This window comes from Ochrobactrum sp. WV_118_8 (assembly GCF_039631535.1).
Taxonomy (GTDB): domain Bacteria; phylum Pseudomonadota; class Alphaproteobacteria; order Rhizobiales; family Rhizobiaceae; genus Brucella; species Brucella anthropi.
This window is the reverse complement of sequence record NZ_JBDIUZ010000001.1, coordinates 667401-690036: the sequence shown is the minus strand read 5'-3', so window position 1 is coordinate 690036 and position 22636 is coordinate 667401. Positions and strand designations below refer to the sequence as shown.

The following is a 22636-nucleotide window of genomic DNA, read 5'->3' as shown; positions in this document are numbered from 1 at the left end:
GTATGAAAATTTGAAACGCCATTGGTCGACATTACTGTCCTACGCAGCTTCTAGCGGCAGCCTTTTTGCGGCAAACATCGCACAGCTTTTTACATTCGCTATTCTGGCACGCTATCTTGGTTCTCACGAGTTCGGTTTGTTCGTGACGGTGATGGCCGTTACCAGCATCGCCACCTTCATTTGCGGCCTGGGCGGAGCGGAATGCCTCGTACGTCGCGTGGCGCAAGACCGAGCGATCTATCCGGCAATGCTTGGCCACAATCTCATTTTGATCGCAGTAACAGGCGTTGTCCTCGTCGCTGCCGGAATGGTGATATTGCCGTTCTGGCTGAGTGGCTCTCCAGAATTTACAAACAACCTGTTTGGGCTTTTTCTGCTACTTGTCACCAATATTGTGTTGGTGCGCCTTATCCTGCTGGTCGAGCAAATTTACATTGCGCATACTGACTTCGTATCGGCCAATCTCTCCGTCGTCGGATTTGCCATTGCCCGCACCATTGGCGCGACAATCGCCTGCCTTGTGTTTGGCGTATCCACTGTTGTCGGATGGGCTTATTGGCAGTTCGGGGTTCATGTGCTGGTCGCCGTGGTTTATGCCTTGTTCCTGCGCAGACTAGGTCGTCCGCAATACACAATCGTGCGCGATGAACTGCGGCTCGGAGTGATGTTCGCATCACAGTTCATCTTCAAGGCGGTCCGCCAGAATGCCGACCTTCTGCTTCTCGGAACATTGGTAACTCCCAGCATTGTTGGCAGCTACGGCGTCACTCGTCGCATCATCGACAGCAGCACATTGACCGTTGAGGCGATGAACCGTCTCGTCTACCCGCATCTGGCCCGCGCCAGCGCAAACGGCATCCATCATGCGCTACCGATTACAATGCGCCTGCTCGGCGCCGCGATTGCAATCGGCATACTCACATCACTGGCCGTCTTTATCATTGCGCCCTATCTGCCCTATCTCTTCGGCAGCGAATACGACACGCTGGTTTCCTTCTGCCGCACGCTTTGCTGGATCACGGTGTTTGTTGCTCTATGGTCGATAGCGGTGGATCTTCTGGGTGCAGCCAGCCAGCACAGCTATCGCACGGCGGTCCTGAACACAGGCAACATTCTTGGTGCACCGCTTCTGGCACTGGCCACCTGGTATGCGCCAATCACAGGAACTTTCGCAGCTATTTACGTAATCGAAATCAGTATTGTGTTGGCATCGTGGGGCTGCGTTATCTACCTCGTTCGCCGGAGTCGTGACGCAGAAGAGAAAAAAGGCGGTTTCAAGCAGGCGGGGGCTTAGATGACGCGCATCTCCACACCAGCAAATGACATCAAGTCGCGACGTGTTCGCGCGATGCATATTGATGATATTCCTGCCGTCCGCACGCTGTTCCAGCGAGTTTTTCGTCCACACTCAAAGTCATGCAACAAGACTTTCGATCAGTATTTTCAGAAGTTCTTTTTTGAAAGCCCCTACTACGACCCTGCAATTGGCAGCGTGGTCCATGAGGACGAGCACGGTGAGATCGATAGCGCGATCTCGGTTCTGCCCATCCCCTATAGGGTCAATGGTCAATCGATCATGGGGCGATTGCTTTGCGCCTTCATGATGAAACCGGAAATGTCGCCACGCGGCGCCGCCGAATTGACACTCACTTTGCGTCCAAGTGAAAAGATACTCAACTTCACCGACAGTGCTGCGCCAGTAAGCCTCAAACATTCCGAAGCAATTGGGGGGATTACACTCGGCACACATGGGCTCGGATGGACACGCATATTCCAGGCTGCCAGCTATGTGGCCAGTTACGTTGCAGAACGGCGTCCGATCCTCGGCGGATGGGCAACAAGCTCAGTAGGCAGAATGCTCAACCCGCTTTTTCCGATTCCTGCGATCACGAGAGCTGCCAAGCCCCGGGCGAATGTGAAGGAAATTGCGCAAGACGAAGCCATATCTCTTGTTCCAGGTTACCTGCAAAGCTATTTGGCACATCCAGCCTGGACAGAAAGCGACATCAACTGGCTGTTCCTGATGGCGTCCGATAATCAGGCTGCCGGTACCTTGCGTTTTTGTGCGATCAACGACCGCACCGGCAGTCCGAGCGGCTTTTTTTGTTACTACGTCCGCTCCAATGGCATTGCAGAAGTTCTGAACATCCTCGCCAAGGCCGGAATGGAAAAACATGCCGTCGATGCGATGCTGCTCCATCTGCAGGATGAAGGGCATGTCGCAGCGCAAGGCCGGGTCGATCCGCGTTATCTCAATGCGCTCTCACAACAGTCGATCATGTTCTTTCGTCTGAAAGCCAACGTTTGTGTAGCCACAGCAAACGCGGATATGCTGAACGCCGTTCAGCGTAATGATATCTTTATTGGCGGGCTCGCTGGCGAAAGCTGGAGCAGGCTGTCGACGGATTTCTATTGAGCTGCAAGCTTCCGTTCCAGCAAGAAGAACGTCGTCGGCCCTGCTTTGCCAGCTCCATTATCCAGCTGGAAGGCAATGGGGCCAGACCCGACAGCTATTTTGTCATGAATCTTCCCATCAAGACCGACTGGCGAGAGTGTCCATGAAACAGTATTTCCTGCCAGTGTCACATCCACCCGGTTACGCAGCAGAGTGACTGGCAACCGTCCCCAATCCTCTATGATTTTCTCCGCCTTGTCGCGGAAGCGCATGTCCGTATTGCGGGCATCACTGGCGAAAATTATCAGCAGCTTTTCACTGTCCTTCAATGGCTTCTCATCAATAGCCGAAACAGCAAACAAGCCCCTCTCCTCGGCATTGCCGAGGGATAGCTCACGCAAAGTCAGGCGGTCTTTCAGTTCAGCAAAGGCAATGGCCTCGGTCTTAGGCGTAACGACCTGCATCCGCAGCTTGTTACGGTCGAGCCGGATTTGACCAGTGGCGCTTTCAAACAGGCCTTGCGAGGGACTGGTCGCGTTGTCATCTGCAAGGAGACCCGCCATTTTCAGACGCTGCAACACGTTATCGAGTGATACATTTCGATAATCGACTGCGACTTTTTTTTGTAGGCCTTGCGGCCAAGTCAGTTCTTTCGTGGCAAGACCGATCCCGCCAACAAGTGCCAGCGGTTTCAGTCGCGCCGATTCTCGAAACTCAAGCGATTCACCAAGGCTCGCCTCACCCTGCATCATGAACGGTAGATTGAAATCTGCAGTTTCGATGTCGCCTCGACGAAACAGGAGTGACGCCAGCGTTTCGCCCGCACGCGCGACAGGATCGACGGCAAAAGTGTAGGGAACGATACGTTGGCGGAATGGTGCTGCCTCATCAAATGCAAGCGTTAGCGGCCCCTGCCCATGGCGACAGATACCGTCCCAGCCCTGCAATGCGGCATAGGCCGGAAACACCAAACCCGCTTCATATCGATAGCGGTTCCAGAACAGATGCTCGTACTCGGTCACAAGAAAAGGCCGCCCGAGCCAGCGCCCGACAGCGATTTCGCTGACATAGGAAGCAGCGTCGGCAATCGAACTCGTATGCTTGATTTCCGTTCCTGGGCTGAGGGTTCCGATCCAGTCATGATAGGTATTGGCAACCAACGCTTTCTGGCTCTGTCTTGAAAGAGCCGTCTGGACGGTGAACCAGTTGTTATAGGGGGCGACAAGACCGCGATAGCCAAGACCGCGTAGGCCCTGTTCCATCCGTTGTGCCAGTAAACGTTCACTTTCAACGAGGAAAGCCTGAAAATCCCGAAGCCGTCTCCCGCCGCCGCTACGGCTTTCAGGCAATTGGATGGTTTGTTGCTCCAGATTTTCGTTGGGAGCCAAACCACCCCATGCTCGTGACAAGGCAGCGGTATTCGCATAGCGCTTTTTCAGAAATGCACTGAACGCGGGACGATAGCCGGGCCAAAATGTGGTCCCGTCGTCATGCTCGTGCACAAAGCTTGTGAATTCGATACCATTTTCATTGAACGGAATGATCAGGGCGAGTGCGGGGTCTTCTAGAGGTGTGAGGCCTGTATAAGGATTAATCGTGGCGTAGACTTCTTTCTGGAAGCGCAGCCAGTGATCAAATGCTGCATCGTCCACATAGGTTCGGCGTTTCAGATTGCCTTCAAGTCCCCAACGATCAGTGTCCTTCCCGCCCAAAGCGCCGCTTTCGGAGGTAAGTCCGTCAATGATCCAGTAAATGCCTTCGCGTTTGAGCGCCGCCATCAGGTAACGCATCCGGTCGAGAGCTTCCGGACGAAAATCGAAATCGCGCTCCTGTCCGAGCATCAAGTCGGCATCAACAAAATGAAGTCGAGCTATATTGTAGCCGTGCAGGCGAAGCTGTCGCACATATCGATCAATGAAGGCATGATCTACCACGCCAGATGAGGGTGGCCCCCAGGCAATCGCGGCACACTGCAGCCGCATCGTTTGGTCAGGCTCGTCGGCTTTTGCGAAACGCCCGGCGGCATTTGCGATCAAACGATTTTTCTCTTCAATGGGGATGTTTGTCAGAAACCCCGAAAAATCGAGCGGGCTTCCATCGGAAATTTCGAGATTGTTTTCTGTGACCGGAAGCCATTCCTCAGCACCAGCGTTGGACATCGCGAGGCCTATAAGTGAAACGGATATGGCCAGTCGCAGGATTTTCATCAAGGCTCCCTTATAACCTTACTTTCGATCCAGTCAGTTGGTTTGCGGCGCGGCTGAAAAAAGCCAAGCGGTAGTGCAGCTGCATGAAATATCCATGCTACCACCGCGTAGACGCCAAGCTCGATACTACGCGAACGAATGGACATTGCCGCGAACGGGATCACCACAATCACGACTGCCGCCAGAATTGCCAGCGGCCATCCCGGCACGAAAGCGAGAGCCGCCAAGATCACCAGCCACCAAAGATAAACCGCGCCCCAAAGCCGTAACTCCGGCAGTTCACGGAACAGATTCTTCTGGTGCGCCTGCCCCATTGCAGCACGCAAAACCTCGCCGGTTCCACGCAGATATTTGCTTTTCCAGCGGCGTACCAGAAGCTTATAGGCGTTCATCGTATAGCCAAAATGCTGCACAAAAGGGCGATCCAGACGATGGAGTTTCCAGCCTTTGCTGCGCAGCCGAACACCCGCATCAAACTCTTCATGACCATGAAGATTGCGATCGGAAAAATATCCCGCCTGCTCGATCGCGCTGCGCCTGTAAAGTCCACCGCCATTCATGCGGTCGATGTCACCTGTTCGCGCTTCCGGCGAATGCCGCTTCGCCCGACGCTGGAACTCCAGGCTTTCCAGAATCTGGTCCACGACATGGCCGGTCACGCCACCAACATCTGGATGTTTGTCGAGATAATCGAGCGCTGCCGGCAGAAAATCTGGCTCGATTATCATGTCGCCATCGATCAGGCAGATATAGGGCTGCGTCGAATACTGAAAGCCCAGTTGTGGACCGAGACCGCAGCTGGCCCGCGCGGGAGGCTCGATCTGCACAATCTTGATCGGATAAGACTGTGCTATCTCTATTGTGCGATCCGTGGACCCGCTATCTGCTACGATTACTTCCACTTTTCCGCCAGGCAAAGCCTTCAGAGCGCTCTCTACAGCCTCGGCGATGCGCTTTTCTTCGTTCAAAGTTTTGATGATAATCGAAACAGACATCGTTGACCTATTTGGGAGAAAGCACGCGCCTAGCAATCTATTGGCAGAACCAATCAAGCCAGCATTTCATAGTTTCCTTTGGTTTCAAATCCACTAAACACTTCAACTATAAAATGAGATTCGGCGTACTCAAATAATTGAGGTTTCCTAATTTAGGAAATCCTGAAAGACATTTATGCTGACCAAAGATTTTGACATTCGGGTCTATAGCAGCGCGGAACAGCTATCCAGCGACTGGCCAGATGCCGATGACAAAACCGGCAGCGCATTTTTTGTGTTCCAGACCAAATCTTTCGTAAGAGCATGGGACGCAACTTACGGGCGCAGACCCGGCACACAGCTATGTTTGACCGAGGTTCGCCAGCACGACGGCACCCCGCTTCTTTTTCTGCCGCTCTCAATCACACGTATTTACGGATCCCGTGTGCTGGGATTCATCGATGACGGTGTGAGCGATTACAACGTGCCTATCGTGTTTCCAGCTGCAGCGAAACTTTCCCCTGACACTACCGCACGCATTCTCGAAGCTGTTGTCGCAGCGGTTCCCTCGCATGATGTGATTGCATTCTGCAAAATGCCGGAGCGAGTGGAAGGCTTCGCAAATCCACTGTGGCAACTGGCAAACAAGCTTTCTAACGCATCGACACATGCGATTTCTCTGATGCGCCCGATGGATGAGATAGAGCGATCCATACAGAGTATCGGCAATATCAAGAAGCGTGATCGCACGCTTCAGAAGATGGAAGGATGTCGGTTCTTTATAGCGCAAACCCAAGCGGAACGACGATCTGTTCTGGAGGTCATGCTACGCCAGAAACAGCGCCGCTTTGAAGAAACAAAAGTCCCTGGCTTCGATGCGCATCCTGAAAAGCGCCGCTTCTTCGAAGAGGCAACCGAGCAACTAGCCCAACACAATGGCCTGCATCTTTCAGCGCTTGCCGTTGGAGAAACAATATTGGCCACCATGTGGAGCGTCGTTCGGAATGACCATTACTGTGCGATGATCACAACCTTCGAAGCCGGCACATGGAGCAAATTTTCACCCGGCAAAGTGATAATTCTGCGCCTTTTGCACAGGCTAAAAGCAGATGGCTACACCAGTTTCGATCTTGGCTTTGGCGACGAAGCATGGAAAATCGGCTTGTGCGACCGGACAATACCCCTGCGCGACTATATTCGCCCCGCCACTTTTCGGGGACGCACCTCCCTCATTCTTGCCCGTTCACTGGAATGGATACGTTCAACCTTGCTTTACAAAAAGCTACGCCCATTGAAATGGCAAGTGTTGCGCAAGTTTGGTTAGAAAGTTCTACACAGTACGTTTCGGCATCCGCACCGTGAAAGTTGATCCTTCGCCCAATTGCGAGCGAACAACCAGACGACCGCGATGGCGTGCAAGGATATGTTTGACGATGGCAAGCCCAAGGCCCGTACCCTTTTGAGCCCGGCTCGTTTCGACGTCAATCCGATAGAAACGTTCCGTCAGGCGCGGCAAATGCTCCGCTGCAATGCCCGGACCAAAATCCTGAACTGATGCCACCACCTCAGCAGAACTGCCGCTATTGTCTTCGTCCAGTTTTACGATGACGCGCTTGCCTGCCTGCCCGTATTTGCAGGCATTTTCGACGAGGTTCTGAAATACCTGGATAAGCTCGTCACGCGCGCCAGTGACTGTAACGGGATGATCCGGCAGTTGACGCTCGATACTGATATCGAGACCGGCTGCCAAGGGCGTCAGTGTGTCGGCAACATGATTGAGGATGGATGTAATGTCCACACATTCATTGACCGCCAGATGTGCCCGCATTTCAAGACGAGACAAGGACAAAAGATCGTCGATCAGCCGCGACATGCGTTCGGCCTGTTTCTGCATGATATCCAGAAAGCGGTCGCGCGCAGCTGCGTCGTTTCGAGCTGGTCCCTGCAACGTCTCGATGAACCCGCGAAGCGAGGCGAGCGGCGTGCGCAGTTCGTGACTTGCATTCGCAATGAAGTCTGAACGCATACGATCAATGCGACGCGTTTCGCTCTGATCGCGGAACAGCAGGACGAAAAGTTCAGGCCTGCCATCCTTACCCGGCAAGGCCTTGACCATCGCCTTGAACCAGCGATCAATCGGGACGCGCTCAAAATATTCAATACTACGCGCTTCGCCGTCTGCAATCACGCCCTGAATGAGAGCATGCATTTCCGGCGCTCGAAACCGCAAGTAGAGCGCTGTGCCGGTTTCCAGCGACTGGAACGCCTCCAGAGCCGCAGAATTGTTGAATAGAACAGTTCCGCTATGATCGAAGACGACCATCGGATCGGTCAGAAGATCGGCCAGACGCTCGCCGGACACTCCCGCCATTTCGTTGGGTGCCGCTGTCTTCACCGGCTCTTCGTCTGGCTCGCTGCTCGCAACTTCGCTTGCGAGCCACACAGCGCCGAGTACAACAACGGCCAGGAGGCCAGCTCGAAACCAGAAGGGGAGATCAAGAGCCAGCACGCAAACCGCGAGAACCATGCTGGCAATCAAGACACCCTTGACCCGGAGAAGCGGTTCGAAAATCGACTTCTCCGCCTGTGGTTCTGGATCGGTGCGGTTGGCTGCCTCGCTCATGCTGCTTCCTTCTGCGGTTGGGGCATAGACTTATCCGGAAATGCTCGAACGTCCTTTACGCGGCTTCCAAACAGCCCATATCATGCTTTGATATAAACGAAAGGGAATTGCCGTGGGTGACAGTTCGAAGACAGCTAACAAAAAGAAAGACAAAAAAGACGAAGCGAAGCCGATCGACAAGCCAATCAAGCTGAAAATTGACGGTGTAGCGCGTTCGTTTGACATAAATGATCCGAAACTGCCGAAATGGATCGACGATAATGCGCTGCAGTCAGGTGGATATCCCTACCCATCCAAGATGAAGTCGGACGAATATGAAGAAACGCTGGAGCGGCTTCAGATCGAACTCGTCAAACTTCAATATTGGCTTCAGGATACTGGAGGCCGCGTCATCAGCGTTTTCGAAGGCCGCGACGCGGCTGGTAAAGGCGGGACAATCTTTACTATCCGTGAGTTCATGAACCCCAGAACCGCGCGGAACGTTGCTTTGCCGAAGCCCACCGAAACCGAACAGGGTCAATGGTATTTCCAGCGTTATGTCGCGCATTTTCCAACTGCCGGCGAGTTCGTTACGTTTGACCGATCATGGTACAACCGGGCTGGTGTGGAACGGGTGATGGGTTTTTGTACCCCGGCGCAGCTTGAAACCTTCCTGACTGAAACACCCGATTTCGAGCGCATGATCGTTACGGACGGTATTCATCTCTTCAAATTCTGGCTGGATATCGGTCAGGAAATGCAGCTCAAGCGCTTTCATGAACGTCGCCATAGTCCGCTCAAGAACTGGAAGTTCTCGCCGATGGATGTGGCGGGAATCTCCCGCTGGAATGATTACACCGACGCACTACACACCATGCTTGAACGGACCGATACAGGTTACGCACCCTGGACGATCATTCGGTCGAATGACAAGCGACGCGCCAGATTAGCTGCAATCCGGCGCATCCTTTTGACGCTGCCCTATGAAGGAAGAGACCTTCAGGCAATTGGAGCCGAGGATCAATCGATCATCGGACGCGGCTCTACATTCCTCACCTCGTCTTCTGCGGAAATGTAGAACAAGCTTGGCTGGTGCGGCGTCTTTTCCCACAGATGAGGCACACGCATCAGCTGCCATAAGGCGCGCCACGCGGAGATTGAAATCAACACCCAGTATACCGGGATTGAGAACAGATAAGCATATCCTCCCAGCTCCGTTGGCTCCATTGTTCTTGCACCCAGAAGATAGAAGCTAAGATAGGCCAGCAGAATATTCGTTACATCAATCCCCAACAGCCAGACGCCATGGGTTGTCAAAGGCCCGAATAACATGCTGATCAGCAAGATCGCGAACATGGCCAACATGAGCGGATGCAGAAGCGCTGAACTGATTATACCTAGCGTGTAGATCTGATTGACAGAAAACCGGAACCAGCCAAGTTCACGCCATGTGTTGTGCGGCTGGCGTCCATGAACGAGCCATGTCTGCATCCAGCCTTTGAGCCAGCGTGTTCGCTGTTTACGCCAGATATCATAGTTTACGGGTGCGTCCTCAATCGTTCCGCGCGTGATGACGCCGATGTGATAACCGAACCGGGCGAGCCTCACCCCGAGATCGGCATCCTCCGTGACATTGTAGGCATCCCAGCCGCCAACTTCTTCCAGACAAGATCGCCGAAAATGATTGGAAGTACCGCCGAGAGGAATGACAAGCCCCCGCGAAGCGAGCCAAGGCAACAAACCGCGGAAAAGCGCTGCATATTCAAATGCAAACATTCGTGTCAGCAGGTTGTGGCGGAAGTTCCCGATAATCAGCGGTGCCTGCACACAGGCCAGCTTGTCGCCTTCAGCCTGAAAAGTCTGCCATGCTTCCAGCAGCTGGTCAGGGTGTGGACGGTCTTCAGCATCGAAGACCGCTACAATCTCGCCTCGCGCAAATTGCAATGCATAATTCAGTGCCTTCGGCTTCGTCTTGGGTCCGCCAGACGGCACGAGAACCAATTCGAAATTCAACGGCAGCCGTTCACGGCGTATCGCCGATACTGTATCGAAATCATCCTTCTCGCAAACAAGCTTGATATCGAGTTTGCTGGCGGGCCAATTCAGCCGTTTCAAGCTCGTAATGAGCTGACCGATCACTTCCTGCTCCCGATATAACGGGACCAGGACTGAATAGTTCGGTAAGTCACGCGGATTGCATTTCCTGATTTCGAGAAACTTCAACCGGCGTCCCGAAACAGCCGCGAACAAACGGATCATCACGCATCCGAAGAAGAATACCGACAACGCCACATGAAGCACCAGAAGCGTCATCGTCGGCCAGTTAAACACGCAGGCAAAGAACGCATAGATTGCCATGGCAATGATAAATGCCTGTGGCGTATCCAGAACGCGCGCTGCTGAAAACGACTGCGGCGTCATTTCATGAGCCCGCGCAATCAGATCCTTCTGATGTCGTTGCCGCATGATCTGTTTCAAAAGTGTCGGCGTACAGATCCGAATTCGGCTCTTCAATTGCGGTGTCGCAAGAATATGATCTCGAAGTTTTCGGATACGATTTTCGGACGGAGCAATGTAGAGATAACTATTTCCGTCTGCGCCGAGCACCATAACCTGTCCGACATCGATGAAAGCCGATGGCTTTTCCTCACCCGATACGAAAATGCGCGACGGTAAAGCCTCGTTTGTGAATTCCAATCCCAGAAGATCAGCGATAGCTGCATAAATGGCCGATTCCGCAACATCTCCTCGCTGAATCAATTCCACACAAAAAGATGTTCCATGGTGAGTAGCCGTACTATACGCCCCCAACAACGCATCTCTAGACACGCCACATTGTTCCAATCTGGCTGATATGGCACTGCATATCTCCAGATCGAACGCAATCGATCCATTACTCATAGCACCCCCGCACTACTGAATACCTATATTTACTTATTTTATGCTTTAATAATTCAATTCTTTACTATTTTACCATTTACTTCATTAGGTATTTATTCTGGTAAAATTTGCAATCGGAAGGTAATATACTGAAAAGGAATTGCAACCTTTATTTTTATTGAACCTTCGTTGAATATTGCTCGTCACTCGATAACTCAGTTAACGCGAAATTATAGAGAAAAAGGCAAAAGCGGGTCATGAAACGCTACCTTCCAAGACTGCTCGTCGCGTTGGCATTCACGTGTGGCGCCCATGGTGCCTGGGCCTCAGACGCACAGCCAGAGGCTCCATCTTTCATCAACCAGAAAGAACGCCTGCCGTTACCGTCCTTGCAGGCACTCAATCGGTTAAGGTTCCTCACAACTGTTGATTTCCCCCCGTTCAACATGCTTGGAGATCAGGGACAGCTTTCCGGCTACAATGTCGACCTAGCCAAAGCCCTTTGTCGTCAATTGGGTGTTGACGACGTCTGTCAGATTGAAGCTGTGCCGTGGAATGAGCTTGAGGAGCGACTGCTTAGCGGACAAGCAGAAGCCATCATAGCCGGATGGAAACCAACCGATGAGAATCGTGGTCAATTTGCTTTCTCGCGGTCCTATATGCGATTGCCTGCGCGATTTGCGACGACCAACGCAGGCGCATTTAATGACGATGCAATTACGGCCACAAAAGGTAAAAGCGTTGGCGTTATTGCGGGATCGGCCCACGAGCAACTGCTAAAAAGCTATTTTCCTCAGGCGATCGCCAAATCTTACCCTGATGCATCTCTCATGCTCGCTGATCTCAAGAGTGGCAAGGTCAGCACTGTGTTCCACGACGGCATGTCACTTTCAATGTGGTTGAATAGTCCTGAAGGCCATACTTGCTGCAGCTTTACAGCCGGCGCTTACCTCGCACCGCAATATCTTGGCTCCGGTCTCAGCATTGCGGTCGCACAGAAGAACGCTCCCCTTGCCAGTGCCTTCAACAATGCTCTTCAGGCCTTGCAGCAGAAAGGCACGCTAACGGAGCTTTATCTGCGCTATTTCCCCAACAGCTTTTATTGAGCCTAACTCAAGACGGATGGAATCGATAAAACTGAGATGCCCTTTGCGTGCCATTTTGACGCAGAGAAGGGCCGTCACTAAACGAATTTTCAGATATTCTTGAAATTTCCGATATAACGATACTTACAGTAAAAAAGTAAAAATATTTCATATCAAATATATAGCTCAACAAAATCGCGTCAGAAGCGTGATAACTATACAACTTGCACCGCGAATTGCGCCGCTTATAGCAGAATAAGATCAATTAATACATGCATTTATTTTGACTTGAACAAATCACCCTCTCATCAATAATCAAGTTGAGGGAGAAGGAGGATTTATACAATGTTCGATGGCGTTCCTGCCCAATGGCACAAGACTCCGGAACAAACAAAGCGCTCGCCCAATGAGGCCGCCTATGTGTTTCTCGGTATCATGCTTGCAGCGCTTAGCGTACCAGCGACTTTTCTGGGCTGGGCAATCGTTCAGAGTATCGCATCGCTGTTTTAGAACACGCACACCCTTTGGTTCGAGGGATATGTCGCAACGAAATGCGAGTACAGCCTGATAAGCATGAGCATTAACTGATGTAAAAAAGCCCCGCCTATCGGCGGGGCTTTTGTTTGAAGTTCGAAACGGACTAGATATCTGTCTGCCCATTCGGGCCAGTCGTTTCATTCACATCTTCATCCTCTGGCCGCTTCGGCGGCTTGCGCGCTATCAGACTATAGAACATCGGAATGAAGAACGTTGCGATGAACGTTGCAGCCAACATACCGCCGATAACGCCCGTACCGATCGAGTGACGGCTTGCCGAACCGGCACCCGTACTGATCGCAAGCGGCACAACACCGAGAATGAAGGCCAGCGAGGTCATCACAATCGGGCGGAAGCGCAAGCGGGCCGCCGACGCTGCCGCCTCTATCGCGGACTTGCCTGTCTCTCGCTCGAGTACCGCGAATTCCACGATCAGAATTGCGTTCTTCGCCGCCAGACCTATGAGTGTCACCAGACCAATCTGGAAATACACGTCATTGGTCAACCCGCGCAGATCGGTCGCCAACAGCGCACCGAAGATAGCAAACGGCACTGCGGTAATGACGGCGAGCGGCAGGCTCCAGCGCTCGTATTGCGCCGCAAGGATCAGGAACACCATGACGAGACCGAAGATCATCGCCTGCGTGCCTGTGCCGCTTGTGGTTACTTCCTGATAGGCCGAGCCCGTCCATGCAATCTGGTAGCCCTGCGGAAGAACCTCCGCAGCCACTTCCTGCATTGCCTTGATGGAATCGCCAGAGGTGAAACCTGGTGCCGGATTACCGGTGATCTTCGCTGCATTGAAGGCGTTGAAGCGTTCAAGCTGATCCGGGCCAACAATACGTTTGACAGTCACAAGAGCATCAAGCGGGATCATGCTGCCGGAATTGGCCCGCACGAAGACATGCTTGAGATCGCTTGGATCACGACGGAACTCAGCCTCCGACTGCAGGTTGACCTGATAGTTGCGGCCAAACAGCGTAAAGTCGTTGACATAGAGACTACCGAACGTTGCCTGCATTGCAGTGAATACAGAGTTGATCGGCACACCCATAGCCTTCGCCTTTTCGCGATCAAGCTGAATGTCATATTGCGGAACATTCGGATCGAACGTCGTGCGCACGCCCTGCAGTTCCGGTCGCTTGGCCGCAGCCTCGGTGATGAGTTTGGTTGCACGCGTCAGCGATTCGACACCACCGCCGGTACGATCCTGAACATAGAGTTCAAAGCCACCAGTCGTGCTGAGGCCCATGATCGGAGGCGGATTGAATGCCAGCACAAGCCCGTCCTTGATGCCCGAATTCATGGCCATGATGGCACCGGGAAGATTGCGGGCATCGGTTTCAGGTGTCGTGCGTTCCTTCCAGTCCTTGAGCATGATGAACATCGTGCCCGCACTGGTTTTCAGGCCGCCCGACAGAAGATCGAAGCCGGATACCGCGAAGACGCTTTCCACAGCCGGGCTTTTCCGGATATTCGCGCTCGCCTGATCAAGAACCGTCGTTGTGCGCTCCAACGAGGCCGCAGGAGGCAGGACAGCAACGCTGAACAGGTAGCCCTGATCTTCGTCAGGTAACAGCGATCCCGGAACCCGTTCAAAAAGATAGTATGTAGCACCAAGAAGGCCTGCAAAAATGATCAGACCGATTGCAGCGCGCTTCAAAAAGAAGCGAACGCCACGAGAATAACCGTCCGTCACCCGCTCGAAGAAGCGGTTGAAAATGCGGAACGGCAGCATCGGCTCATGATGGCCCGGCTTGAGGATCAACGCGCAGAGCGCCGGTGTCAGTGTCAATGCCACAAGACCAGACAACGTCACCGAAATCGCGATAGTGACGGCGAACTGCTTGTACATTTCACCGACAAGACCGCCCATGAAGGCCACCGGAATGAACACGGCGCAAAGCACGAGAACAATCGCAACAACCGGCCCCGTCACTTCACCCATGGCCTTGATGGCGGCCTTGCGCGGCGACAGTTTCTCGGTCGACATGATACGTTCGACGTTTTCCAGAACCACGATAGCGTCGTCGACCACGATACCGATTGCCAGCACCAGACCGAACAGCGTCAGGAGGTTGATGGAGAAGCCGAGCACATACATGCCCGCAAAAGTGCCAATGATCGAGATCGGCACTGCGATGATTGGAATGAGCGTCGCGCGCCAGTTCTGCAGGAAGATGAACACCACCAGCACGACGAGAATGATCGCTTCGATGAAGGTGTGTATCACTTCCTCGATGGAGACCTTGATGAACTTCGTCGTATCGAACGGGATCGAGTAATCGATACCCGCCGGGAAGCTCGCCTTCAGCTCGTTCATACGGTTCTGAATGAGTTCCATCGTGTTGAGCGCATTCGCGCCCGGCTGCAGATAGATTGCAATCGGAACCGCGGACGTACCATTAAGATTACTGTCGACGAGATAACTTTCCGTGCCTAGCTCGACACGTGCAACGTCCTTCAGACGCAGCGTTGCGGCGTTAGAGCTGGACCGAAGGATAATGTTCTCGAATGCAGCGGCATCCGGCAGACGCCCCTGCGTGGTCGCCGTATAGGTGAACGGCCCGGCCTGCGGATCGGGCTGATCGCCGAAACGACCGGCTGCGAACTGTGCGTTCTGTTCCTGGATAGCCGTCGAGACATCGCTAGGGGTCAGATTATACTGCGCCAGCTTGTCTGGACGCAGCCAGATACGCATCGAATAATCAATATTGCCGAGCAGCTGCACATCGCCAACGCCCTGCAGACGCTTAAGGTCGTCGACCACGTTCAGCAGCGCGTAGTTACCGACGTAGGTGCGGTCATAACGATCGCTGTCGGAGAACATGGCGACCATGCCCAGAATCGTGGTGGAACGCTTGTCCACCGTGACGCCGAGACGCTGAACCTCCTGCGGAAGCGACGAGGTTGCACGCTGTACGCGGTTGTTGACGTTGATGGTGGCCTGATCGGGGTCGGTGCCCAGAGCGAAGGTCACGGTCAACTGCATCGTACCGCTACCAAGGCTCGAGGACTGCATATAGAGCATGTTCTCGACGCCATTGATCTGCTGTTCCAATGGCGCAGCAACAGTCTGCGCCACCGTTTCGGCACTTGCGCCGGGATAGGTTGCACTGACGACCACCTGTGGCGGCGTCAGTTCAGGGTACTGCGCAATCGGCAGGATCCGGATGCAGATCAGGCCAGCCAGCACGAGCACAATGGAGATGACCGCCGCGAAAACGGGGCGGTCGACGAAAAATCTATTCATTGCTTGTCTGCCGCCTGTTCTTTGCCAGCTTCAGCACCCGCCTTGTCAGGCGATGTCTGATTGCTTGCTTCAGTAGCTGCGTCGACCGGATTCACGGGCTTACCCGGGGCTGCCTTGACGAGACCTTCGCTTATAACCCGTTCGCCTGCATTGAGACCTTCGGAAACAAGCCACGCGTCACTCAGTTCACGCGACACCGTGATCGGTCGCACTTCGACAACATTGTCCTTGTTGACCACGTACACAAACTGCGTTTGCGGACCCTGGAGCAACGCGGCCTTCGGGATCGTGATTGCATCCTTGACCTGAATACCGAGGATCACGGCACGGACGAACTGGCCAGGGATCAGGCGGCGATTAGGGTTCTCAACGACTGCACGGGCGCCAAGAGTGCCTGTTTCCGTATCGAGCGACGATGAGGTGAAGTCGATCGTACCTTCATGATCATAAGCCTGTCCGTCACCAAACAGGACCTTGATCTTGAGGCGATCGGCATCTTCACCCGTTGCACCGCGTTCTGCGCGCAAACGGTCGATTTCGGCAGCTTCCGTATCGGTGAAGGAGAAATTCACATACACCGGATCGAGCTGGGTAATCGAAGTCAGAAGACTGGAGGATGCATCAGTACCGATGAGGCTGCCCTCATTGACCTGTTCCTGGCTGGTAATGCCGCTGATGGGCGCGGTGACCTTGGTATAGCTCAGATTGAGTTCTGCGGTGCGAAGCTGTGCCTTGGCTGCAGCAACCGCCGCCTTGTTCAGGTCGCGCGTCGCAAAAGCGGAATCACGAACTGCCGTGCTCTGCACCTTCTGCTGGACGAGTTGTTCTGCGCGCTCGGCATCGCGGATGGATTGCTGATACTGCGCTTCGGCCTGCGCTACCTGAGCCTGAGCCTTTTCAAGCTCGGCCTCATACGGTGCAGGGTCTATTTCGAACAACACGTCGCCCGCTTTGACTTCCGTACCTTCGATGAAATTGCGGTGAAGCAATATTCCGCCCACGCGCGCTCGGACCTGAACATCGCGATAGGCGCTGATACGCGCCGCATATTCATAGGTAACAGGTACATCATGCGGCTTGACCACTGTAACGGATACCTGTGGCGGAGGCGGTGTAGCCCCCCCGGGTGCCTGCGCCAGAACGGGTTGCCCCGCAAAGACAAGAAATGCGGCCCCTGCCGCAAAAAGCCGAATGGAACGGTTCAAAGTCATGATGGGAGTGCCCTTGCTGTCGCGCGGTGCTGCCAATTTAACATACACGAGTGTTTGTAAATACGGACTACCGTGTTATAGTCAATCACCTAATATTACAGATCACGAATGAGTTATCCAGATTCAGTGGCAAACTGGGCCACTAGCCTGCATCTACCTGAGAGAAGTCATGCGAAGAACGAAAGCCGAGGCAGCCGAGACCCGGGAAGCCATTCTGGTGGCCGCCGAGCAGGTTTTCCTCGAACGTGGTGTCAACCAATCTACACTGATGGAAATCGCATGTCATGCCGGAGTAACGCGTGGTGCGATTTATTTCCACTTCCGCGACAAGCTTGAAATCGCGCGCACAATCATAGGTAATGTCCGCTTCCCGCAAGAAGAAATCATGTTGCAGGCAGCAGCCGTTAATCACCCCAATCCAATGCATGTTCTGGAACAATCGATTATCCAGGCGCTGCATCTTTTTTCGAACGATGTACGCCAGCAGAACATTTTCATTATCATCAATCAGCGATGCGAATTCGTCGGCGAGATGGCACCACTTGAAAACAGGCTCAGGGAAGCGCGATCTAATGTCCTCTCATTGCTCGCAGGATTGCTCGACGTGGCGGCAAGACGCGGGGAGCTTTCAAAGGAATGGACTGCTGATACGGCAGCACTGATCCTGCTTTCCATGTTGAGCGGGCTCCTCAATGAATGGTTGCGCGGCGACAGGAACTACGATCTCGTTACCTATGGCGGCAAGGCAATCTCGATACTCATTCGATCTCTGCGAAATCAGGAATTCGAAGCTCATCAGACGCAAGATTACACATAATTGCGATATGACCCGCCCATCGGACCTGCTATTTTCTCCCGTGCTATCTTTCAACCTATTGTGATTGCTGAACTTAAAAATTGGGGAAGACGCTCGACTCCTTTATAATTTACGCTTACGTCAATGTAACTCTTGCGAAGAGAGTAAAACTCGACCACATTTATGGCGAGGAGGCTGTCCGGGCGGGCAGCTTGGGAGACGGCGGGCGCACAGGCTGCCCAACTTAGGACGGAGCAATCCGGGGAGAAGACATGGCGAAAAAAACGACTGGGCAAAGTGCATCCGTAGTTGAATCCGTCGCGGCAGATACAGCCAAGAAAGGCGCGTTGACGCAGGAAAAAATCTGGCTCAAATCGTATCCGGTCGGCGTTCCGCACGAGATCGATCTGAGCAATACCTCGTCTATTGGCGATATGATTCTGGCGTCCTGTCGGCAGTTCCCCGACAATCCCGCCTTTACCTGCATGGGTAAGGATCTCTCTTTCAAGAAGCTGGACGAATACTCTCGCGCCCTCGCAGCATTTCTCCAATCGCGTGGCCTCGTCAAAGGTGATCGCGTCGCAGTGATGATGCCAAACATCCTGCATTATCCAATTGCGTTTACGGCTATTCTCCGCGCCGGTTTCGTGGTGGTGAACGTCAATCCGCTTTATACGCCGCGCGAACTGGAACACCAGCTGAACGACTCCGGCGCCAAAGCATTGATTGTTCTGGAGAACTTCGCATCGACGGTGGAGAAGACCCTTAACTCCGTCAATGTTCCCAATATCATTGTCGCTTCAATGGGCGACATGCATGGCTTCAAGGGCCACATCATCAATTTCGTCGTGCGCCGCGTGAAGAAAATGGTGCCTGTGTGGAACATCCCGGGGCATATCCGTTTCAAGGATGCATTGGCTCAAGGCCGTGCCCAATCCTTCAACCCCATTCCGGTTCAAGGTTCTGACCTTGCTTTCCTGCAATATACAGGCGGTACGACGGGCGCCTCGAAAGGCGCCATGCTCACCCATAGCAATATTCTTGCGAATGTGGAGCAGATGCATGTCTGGATGGAGGTTGCTTTCCGCAACAAAGGCAAGCCCAAGGCCCTGAATTTCGTATGCGCCCTGCCGCTTTACCATATTTTCGCGCTCACCGTGAATGCGATGATCGGCATCAAGCTTGGTGCACGAAATATTCTCATTCCCAATCCACGCGATATTTCCGGCTTTGTCAAAGAGCTGAAGAAATACCCGTTCCATATCTTCCCGGGCCTCAACACCTTGTTCAACGGCCTCATGAACAACCCTGATTTCCAGACACTGGATTTCAAACCTCTTATTCTCACTCTCGGCGGCGGAATGGCTGTGCAACGTCCTGTTGCCGAACGCTGGCAGAAAATGACTGGTTGCCACGTCACTGAAGGGTATGGTCTCTCGGAGACCTCGCCCGTCGCATGCGCCAACGCGCTTGATGCGACCGAGTTCTCCGGCACTATCGGCCTGCCCATGCCATCGACTGATGTGGCAATCCGTGACGATGACGGAAATGACCTGGCACTCGGAGAGGTCGGGGAAATCTGCGTGCGCGGACCACAGGTGATGTCGGGCTATTGGGAACGTCCCGATGAAACCAAACGCGCGATCATGCCGGATGGTTTCTTCCGCACGGGCGACATGGGCTTCATGGACGAACGCGGTTACACCAAGATCGTCGACCGCAAGAAGGACATGATCCTGGTTTCCGGCTTCAATGTCTATCCAAACGAAATTGAAGAAGTTGCCGCCGGTCACCCCGGCATCGTGGAAACGGCTGCCGTTGGCATACCGAACGAACATTCGGGCGAAGTCGTCAAATTGTTCGTTGTCCGTAGCGACCTCAACCTGACCGAAGACGAAGTCAAAGCCTATTGTGCCGAACGTCTCACCAACTACAAGCGTCCGCGCGAAGTCGAGTTCCGCGAAAGCCTGCCAAAGAGCAATGTTGGCAAGATTTTGCGTCGCGAACTTCGCGACTGAGAACGTTGAAGTTTACAAACAAATACGGCCGGACATTTCATCCGGCCGTATTTGTTTCAGACTGTATCATGCAGAGGGCGGCACCAGAGGCTGAACGATCTCCTGGAAAGGTGCCAGCGCTTCGCATCGAGCTGCCAGACCAGCCAATGCCGGATGTTTCTGCTCATTAAAGAGGCTTGGATGCGCCTCGCGCAGAAAGCGAAGCGCACAAGCCGCCGCGATATCGGCATGTCCGATATCATCTCCAAACCAGTATGATGATTTCCGTTCCGCAAGATCACTTTCCAGAACATCCAGCACCCGCGCGATCTGTGTCTCGCAGCGTTCCACCCAAACGCTTGATTTTTCGCTTCGCAGCAAACCTTCATAGAGAAGGCTCACGGCCTTATCGGCAAGACCGGTAGAAAGCGCACATATCTTCAAGGCCTGACGGCGCTCGATACCTTTTTGCGCCACCAACGGAGGCTTGCCGACTGCGATCTCATCGAGATAATCGAGTATCGCCGCGCTTTCGATCACGACGTCGCCATCGTCGAGGACAAGCGTCGGCACGCGGCTCAGCGGATTGAACTCCGCAATCCTGTCACGGTCACCGAATGTCGACCACGGTTCATGCTCGAATGGCAGGCCGTAAAGCCGCATGGCGATAGCGACACGCCGCACAAAAGGGGAATCATACTGGCCGATCAGGATCATGGACATAGCTCGGGAACGTTGAACGTTCCGTCATGCTACTCCACACCGATCACACCGCAAGAGCATTGAGGATGAATTGTCATGATGCATCCATTCAACGAATTGAATGGAAGCCAGCACTCATCACTTCAATAATTCAGGCAATCCAGCAACGCTATCCAGCACCACATCGGCATGAGGCTCCAGCGCCTCACGAGGAGAGTTGCCCGATAGAACACCGACCGCAAGCCCTGCCCCGGCAGCATGGGCTGTTTCCAAATCATGCAGATTGTCGCCGACCATGGCGATCTCGTGGGGTGCCAATCCCAGCTTTTCTGCAAAATAGAGCAGCGGGTCGGGATAAGGTTTTGGGCGCGCCGCCGTGTTGTAGCCAATCACGACTTCGAAGAGCCCGTGGATACCCAGAGCTTTGGCGGTAGCGTGGGCACCAGCCTCGGAATCGTTGGTGGCGATACCAAGGCGAAGCCCCATCTCCCGCAGTGTTTCCAGCGTTTCGCGAACGGCTTCGATCGCAACCGCCGAACGCGCACCTTCGGTGACGCAGTAAGCGTCATATTCTTCGACCAGTTTGCGCACCTGCTCTGATGCGACGTCTGGATGCCAAAGCGAAACGATATCTTCGACTGTACCGGCAGCGATGACCGAATTGGCCCGGAAACGCTCGGTGAGCCAGTCATAACCTCCCGCATCGAGCAACGCGCGAGCCCGCACCTCGTCGCCTTTTGCTGCACGCTGCGCCAGTTGCCACGAGATTGAAAACCAGGTGCGGTCGAAATCGATCAGGGTGCCGTCCTTGTCGAACAGGACGGCACGGATTGATTTCATACGCTCTGCGGAAAGCTTGTCGCTCATGCTTCCAGCGCGCCGGCACGCTTCTTGACGGTTGATGGCTGTGCCCCAAGCAGCTTGAGAAGATCATCCCCACGACGCACATAACGCAGCGAACGACGGGTCAGGATGCGCCCGTCCTGCGGTGCTGTCAGCGTGATGTCGCACTCCGGTTCACCCGGCTTCGTAACCACTGTAACCAGCTTCGTTCCCGCCTTTACTTCATCGCCCGGCGCTACATGAAAGAGCACCATACCGCCTTCCGGCGCGCGCAACATCTCAACATGTGAGAGCGGCGTGACAAGACCCTTATATTCCGTCTCTAGCTTCACATTATCGTCGCGGACAACACCGCGATGGACGAGAAATTTGTACAGTCCTTCGGCATCGCCTTTGCCCATATCGGCATAAACATCGCTCAAGCCACGGAATTCAACCGTTGTAACAGCCCGGCGCTTCATGTTGCGCTGGTCCGCCGGCAATTGCAGAACCGGATGTGCACAGGCTTCTTCAAAAGCTGCGTCGGCTGTCGTGTCCCATGCGAGGATTGCCGTCGAATTGAGCGCGATGGCCAAATCCTTCATGTCTTCGGCGAATTCCTCCGCGATATAAACGTAATTTTCGCTCTCGTCGTCGCAATGCAGGTCGAGCACGATATCGTTCGTCAGAGCCAGCTTCAAAAGCGTCGCCTTCAGGCGCTGAGCCAGTGAGATCGGCGCATCCGGCTCCGGCAGTTCAGACGTGTCGAAATCCGGCAGTAGTGGGAAAGCGCGATTGAAATTGGTCAGCGAAAACGTCTCGAAACGGCCGAGATGCTGATGTGCCTGCCACTGATTGGAGCCGATCGGATTGGCTTGCGGAACAATGGTGATATTGCCAAGAATGCGCCCTTCCTCAGCCGCTTTCTTCAACATCGGAACCAGGAAATGAAGAGCCGCCTGCCCCGGAAGTTCGGCACCGTGAAGCGAAGATTGCAAATAGGCGGAAGGCGCATCGCTGTCCTTGCCTGCAAAGCGCAGCACGCGCAACTCGATGGCATTTCCCGGGACATCGCCGGCAAATTTTACGATCTCGGTTTTCATTTCATTTCCCATTTATTTCTCATGAAGAGAGCCGGGTTACAAACCCGGCTCTCCTTTATTTCTAGCTGTGCA

General features: G+C 53.8%; 17 protein-coding genes. 8 read left to right on the top strand and 9 right to left on the bottom strand.

Going from position 1 to position 22636, the window contains the following annotated elements; translation table 11 throughout:
• The first annotated feature begins 10 nt into the window (after positions 1-10).
• Both ABDF71_RS03225 and ABDF71_RS03220 read left to right on the top strand, forming a co-directional pair.
• The gene (locus ABDF71_RS03225; protein WP_040129921.1) at positions 11-1294 is read left to right on the top strand and encodes a lipopolysaccharide biosynthesis protein; all 1284 of its coding nucleotides are present in this window, start codon (positions 11-13) and stop codon (positions 1292-1294) included.
• Complete coding sequence (locus ABDF71_RS03220) at positions 1295-2416, top strand: hypothetical protein (protein WP_040129923.1); 1122 nt, start codon at positions 1295-1297, stop codon at positions 2414-2416. It abuts the gene before it with no gap.
• Here the strand turns inward: ABDF71_RS03220 and ABDF71_RS03215 are convergent.
• A complete protein-coding gene (locus ABDF71_RS03215) occupies positions 2410-4602 on the bottom strand; it encodes a glycoside hydrolase (protein WP_151662716.1) in 2193 nt (730 codons plus the stop codon). The genes ABDF71_RS03220 and ABDF71_RS03215 overlap by 7 nt on opposite strands.
• The gene (locus ABDF71_RS03210; protein ID WP_151614999.1) at positions 4602-5597 is read right to left on the bottom strand and encodes a glycosyltransferase family 2 protein; all 996 of its coding nucleotides are present in this window, start codon (positions 5595-5597) and stop codon (positions 4602-4604) included. The genes ABDF71_RS03215 and ABDF71_RS03210 overlap by 1 nt, the downstream gene beginning before the upstream one ends.
• A 175-nt stretch (positions 5598-5772) precedes the next feature.
• On the opposite strand from ABDF71_RS03210, the gene ABDF71_RS03205 reads away from it, so the two are divergent.
• Positions 5773-6900 carry a GNAT family N-acetyltransferase gene (locus tag ABDF71_RS03205; protein ID WP_151662715.1) on the top strand — a complete coding sequence of 376 codons (1128 nt, stop codon included), beginning with the start codon at positions 5773-5775 and terminating at the stop codon, positions 6898-6900.
• A 6-nt stretch (positions 6901-6906) separates the two neighbouring features.
• Here ABDF71_RS03205 and ABDF71_RS03200 read toward each other — a convergent pair whose 3' ends face one another.
• A complete protein-coding gene (locus tag ABDF71_RS03200) occupies positions 6907-8199 on the bottom strand; it encodes an ATP-binding protein (protein WP_151662714.1) in 1293 nt (430 codons plus the stop codon).
• A 112-nt stretch (positions 8200-8311) separates the two neighbouring features.
• On the opposite strand from ABDF71_RS03200, the gene ppk2 reads away from it, so the two are divergent.
• Entirely contained in the window at positions 8312-9256 is a 945-nt protein-coding gene (ppk2, locus tag ABDF71_RS03195) for a polyphosphate kinase 2 (protein ID WP_151662713.1), read from the top strand.
• Here the strand turns inward: ppk2 and ABDF71_RS03190 are convergent.
• Positions 9199-11079 (bottom strand): glycosyltransferase, encoded by a 1881-nt coding sequence (locus ABDF71_RS03190; protein WP_192799829.1) that lies wholly within the window; start codon positions 11077-11079, stop codon positions 9199-9201. The genes ppk2 and ABDF71_RS03190 overlap by 58 nt on opposite strands.
• Positions 11080-11315: 236 nt before the next feature.
• On the opposite strand from ABDF71_RS03190, the gene ABDF71_RS03185 reads away from it, so the two are divergent.
• Positions 11316-12164: a transporter substrate-binding domain-containing protein gene (locus ABDF71_RS03185; RefSeq protein ID WP_094514773.1), complete on the top strand. Its 849-nt coding sequence runs from the start codon at positions 11316-11318 to the stop codon at positions 12162-12164.
• Positions 12165-12488: 324 nt separating this feature from the next.
• A complete protein-coding gene (locus ABDF71_RS03180; protein ID WP_006466025.1) occupies positions 12489-12653 on the top strand; it encodes a hypothetical protein in 165 nt (54 codons plus the stop codon).
• Between the two features lie 130 nt (positions 12654-12783).
• Here ABDF71_RS03180 and bepE read toward each other — a convergent pair whose 3' ends face one another.
• Both bepE and ABDF71_RS03170 read right to left on the bottom strand, forming a co-directional pair.
• Positions 12784-15933, bottom strand: coding sequence for a multidrug efflux RND transporter permease subunit BepE (gene bepE / locus ABDF71_RS03175; RefSeq protein ID WP_040129937.1), 3150 nt, complete (start codon positions 15931-15933; stop codon positions 12784-12786).
• Entirely contained in the window at positions 15930-17144 is a 1215-nt protein-coding gene (locus tag ABDF71_RS03170) for an efflux RND transporter periplasmic adaptor subunit (RefSeq protein WP_010658198.1), read from the bottom strand. The genes bepE and ABDF71_RS03170 overlap by 4 nt, the downstream gene beginning before the upstream one ends.
• Before the next feature lie 169 nt (positions 17145-17313).
• Here ABDF71_RS03170 and ABDF71_RS03165 point away from each other — a divergent pair, with 169 nt between their 5' ends.
• Positions 17314-17961 carry a TetR family transcriptional regulator gene (locus ABDF71_RS03165; RefSeq protein WP_040129940.1) on the top strand — a complete coding sequence of 216 codons (648 nt, stop codon included), beginning with the start codon at positions 17314-17316 and terminating at the stop codon, positions 17959-17961.
• Positions 17962-18212: 251 nt separating this feature from the next.
• The gene (locus ABDF71_RS03160) at positions 18213-19958 is read left to right on the top strand and encodes a long-chain fatty acid--CoA ligase (protein WP_151662711.1); all 1746 of its coding nucleotides are present in this window, start codon (positions 18213-18215) and stop codon (positions 19956-19958) included.
• A 66-nt stretch (positions 19959-20024) separates the two neighbouring features.
• Here the strand turns inward: ABDF71_RS03160 and ABDF71_RS03155 are convergent, their stop codons facing one another.
• The 3 genes from ABDF71_RS03155 to ABDF71_RS03145 all read right to left on the bottom strand — a co-directional run bounded on the left by ABDF71_RS03155 (position 20025) and on the right by ABDF71_RS03145 (position 22564).
• Positions 20025-20654, bottom strand: coding sequence for a glutathione S-transferase family protein (locus tag ABDF71_RS03155; protein WP_040130246.1), 630 nt, complete (start codon positions 20652-20654; stop codon positions 20025-20027).
• Positions 20655-20777: 123 nt separating this feature from the next.
• Positions 20778-21506, bottom strand: coding sequence for an HAD family hydrolase (locus ABDF71_RS03150; protein ID WP_010658194.1), 729 nt, complete (start codon positions 21504-21506; stop codon positions 20778-20780).
• Positions 21503-22564, bottom strand: a complete 1062-nt coding sequence (locus tag ABDF71_RS03145; protein WP_040130248.1) for a succinylglutamate desuccinylase/aspartoacylase family protein — start codon at positions 22562-22564, stop codon at positions 21503-21505. The genes ABDF71_RS03150 and ABDF71_RS03145 overlap by 4 nt, the downstream gene beginning before the upstream one ends.
• Positions 22565-22636: the final 72 nt, after the last annotated feature.

Excerpts from the sequence above, each read along its gene's own strand:
- ABDF71_RS03220 (WP_040129923.1), top strand. The coding sequence starts at position 1,295 with ATGACGCGCATCTCCACACCAGCAAATGACATCAAGTCGCGACGTGTT.
- ABDF71_RS03215 (WP_151662716.1), bottom strand. The coding sequence starts at position 4,602 with ATGAAAATCCTGCGACTGGCCATATCCGTTTCACTTATAGGCCTCGCG.
- ABDF71_RS03210 (WP_151614999.1), bottom strand. The coding sequence starts at position 5,597 with ATGTCTGTTTCGATTATCATCAAAACTTTGAACGAAGAAAAGCGCATC.
- ABDF71_RS03205 (WP_151662715.1), top strand. The coding sequence starts at position 5,773 with ATGCTGACCAAAGATTTTGACATTCGGGTCTATAGCAGCGCGGAACAG.
- ABDF71_RS03200 (WP_151662714.1), bottom strand. The coding sequence starts at position 8,199 with ATGAGCGAGGCAGCCAACCGCACCGATCCAGAACCACAGGCGGAGAAG.
- ABDF71_RS03190 (WP_192799829.1), bottom strand. The coding sequence starts at position 11,079 with ATGAGTAATGGATCGATTGCGTTCGATCTGGAGATATGCAGTGCCATA.
- ABDF71_RS03185 (WP_094514773.1), top strand. The coding sequence starts at position 11,316 with ATGAAACGCTACCTTCCAAGACTGCTCGTCGCGTTGGCATTCACGTGT.
- ABDF71_RS03180 (WP_006466025.1), top strand. The coding sequence starts at position 12,489 with ATGTTCGATGGCGTTCCTGCCCAATGGCACAAGACTCCGGAACAAACA.
- bepE (WP_040129937.1), bottom strand. The coding sequence starts at position 15,933 with ATGAATAGATTTTTCGTCGACCGCCCCGTTTTCGCGGCGGTCATCTCC.
- ABDF71_RS03170 (WP_010658198.1), bottom strand. The coding sequence starts at position 17,144 with ATGACTTTGAACCGTTCCATTCGGCTTTTTGCGGCAGGGGCCGCATTT.
- ABDF71_RS03165 (WP_040129940.1), top strand. The coding sequence starts at position 17,314 with ATGCGAAGAACGAAAGCCGAGGCAGCCGAGACCCGGGAAGCCATTCTG.
- ABDF71_RS03160 (WP_151662711.1), top strand. The coding sequence starts at position 18,213 with ATGGCGAAAAAAACGACTGGGCAAAGTGCATCCGTAGTTGAATCCGTC.
- ABDF71_RS03155 (WP_040130246.1), bottom strand. The coding sequence starts at position 20,654 with ATGATCCTGATCGGCCAGTATGATTCCCCTTTTGTGCGGCGTGTCGCT.
- ABDF71_RS03150 (WP_010658194.1), bottom strand. The coding sequence starts at position 21,506 with ATGAGCGACAAGCTTTCCGCAGAGCGTATGAAATCAATCCGTGCCGTC.
- ABDF71_RS03145 (WP_040130248.1), bottom strand. The coding sequence starts at position 22,564 with ATGAAAACCGAGATCGTAAAATTTGCCGGCGATGTCCCGGGAAATGCC.